This window comes from Corynebacterium sp. HMSC065D07 (genome assembly GCF_001810695.1).
In the GTDB taxonomy this organism is placed as follows: domain Bacteria; phylum Actinomycetota; class Actinomycetes; order Mycobacteriales; family Mycobacteriaceae; genus Corynebacterium; species Corynebacterium hesseae.
The window spans coordinates 1-391 of the sequence record NZ_KV802443.1; the positions used below are offsets into that span (position 1 = coordinate 1).

Annotated in this window: 1 protein-coding gene; it reads right to left on the reverse strand. The window is 54.5% G+C overall.

Going from position 1 to position 391, the window contains the following annotated elements; genetic code table 11:
* Positions 1-391, reverse strand: a 391-nt coding sequence (locus HMPREF2760_RS05530; protein WP_148138842.1) for a DDE-type integrase/transposase/recombinase, incomplete at both ends; no start/stop codon positions are given.

A 391-nucleotide genomic window follows, 5' to 3' on the forward strand; every position in this document is an offset into this window, starting at 1 on the left:
GGCGAACACCAAGCTGGGTGCAGTGGTCCCTAAATGCTTGTGAGGTGTACACACTGCCGTGATCAGAATGGAAAATTGCCCCTTTCAGGCTTCCGCGGACTTTCCTTGCATGAGATAAAGCTTCGATAACCAGCGATACCCGCATGTGATCGGCGAGTGCATGGCCGACGAGCTTGCGCGAGTAGACGTCGATGACCGTGGCCAGGTACATGTTCTTGCCGCCCTTACACGGCAGGTAGGTGATATCGCCTACATAGACGTGGTTCGGCCTATCAGCGGTGAATCTGCGGCCTACTAAGTCTGGCATGACTCGGTGGCCAAACTTTCGTCTGGTGGTGATGCATCGACGGCGTTTAGTAAAGCCTTTCAGCCCCATGGATTTCATGATGCG